Here is a 278-nt window from a genome sequence, read left to right as displayed (position 1 = left end):
GCAAGGCTTCGGTCGGGATCGGCGCGAAGTTGCGCAGGGCCGGCGCGCAGGTCGGCCGTTCGACGTCTGCCGGAGCCACCAGCAGTGCACCCCGCACCTGCCGCCGCAAGGCCGGACTGGCCTGCGCAGCCCAATGGGCGACAGTGACGCAGCCAAGGCTGTGGGCAATCAGGATCACCGGCGAGCGCTCGGCGGCAATCGCCTGCTCCAGCGCCTGCACCCAGTCCTGCCGTTGCGGGGTGAGCCAGTCTTGCTGCTCGACCCGCGCACTGTTGGGC

Annotated in this window: 1 protein-coding gene; it reads right to left on the bottom strand. The window is 71.2% G+C overall.

Going from position 1 to position 278, the window contains the following annotated elements:
• Positions 1-278: RBBP9/YdeN family alpha/beta hydrolase (locus R0J88_RS19715; RefSeq protein WP_410900831.1), on the bottom strand; the 278-nt coding region annotated here is incomplete at both ends.

This window comes from Pseudoalteromonas sp. SIMBA_162, assembly GCF_046535955.1.
Classification (GTDB): Bacteria; Pseudomonadota; Gammaproteobacteria; order Enterobacterales; family Alteromonadaceae; genus Pseudoalteromonas; species Pseudoalteromonas marina.
This window is presented reverse-complemented; position numbering and strand designations above follow the sequence as displayed.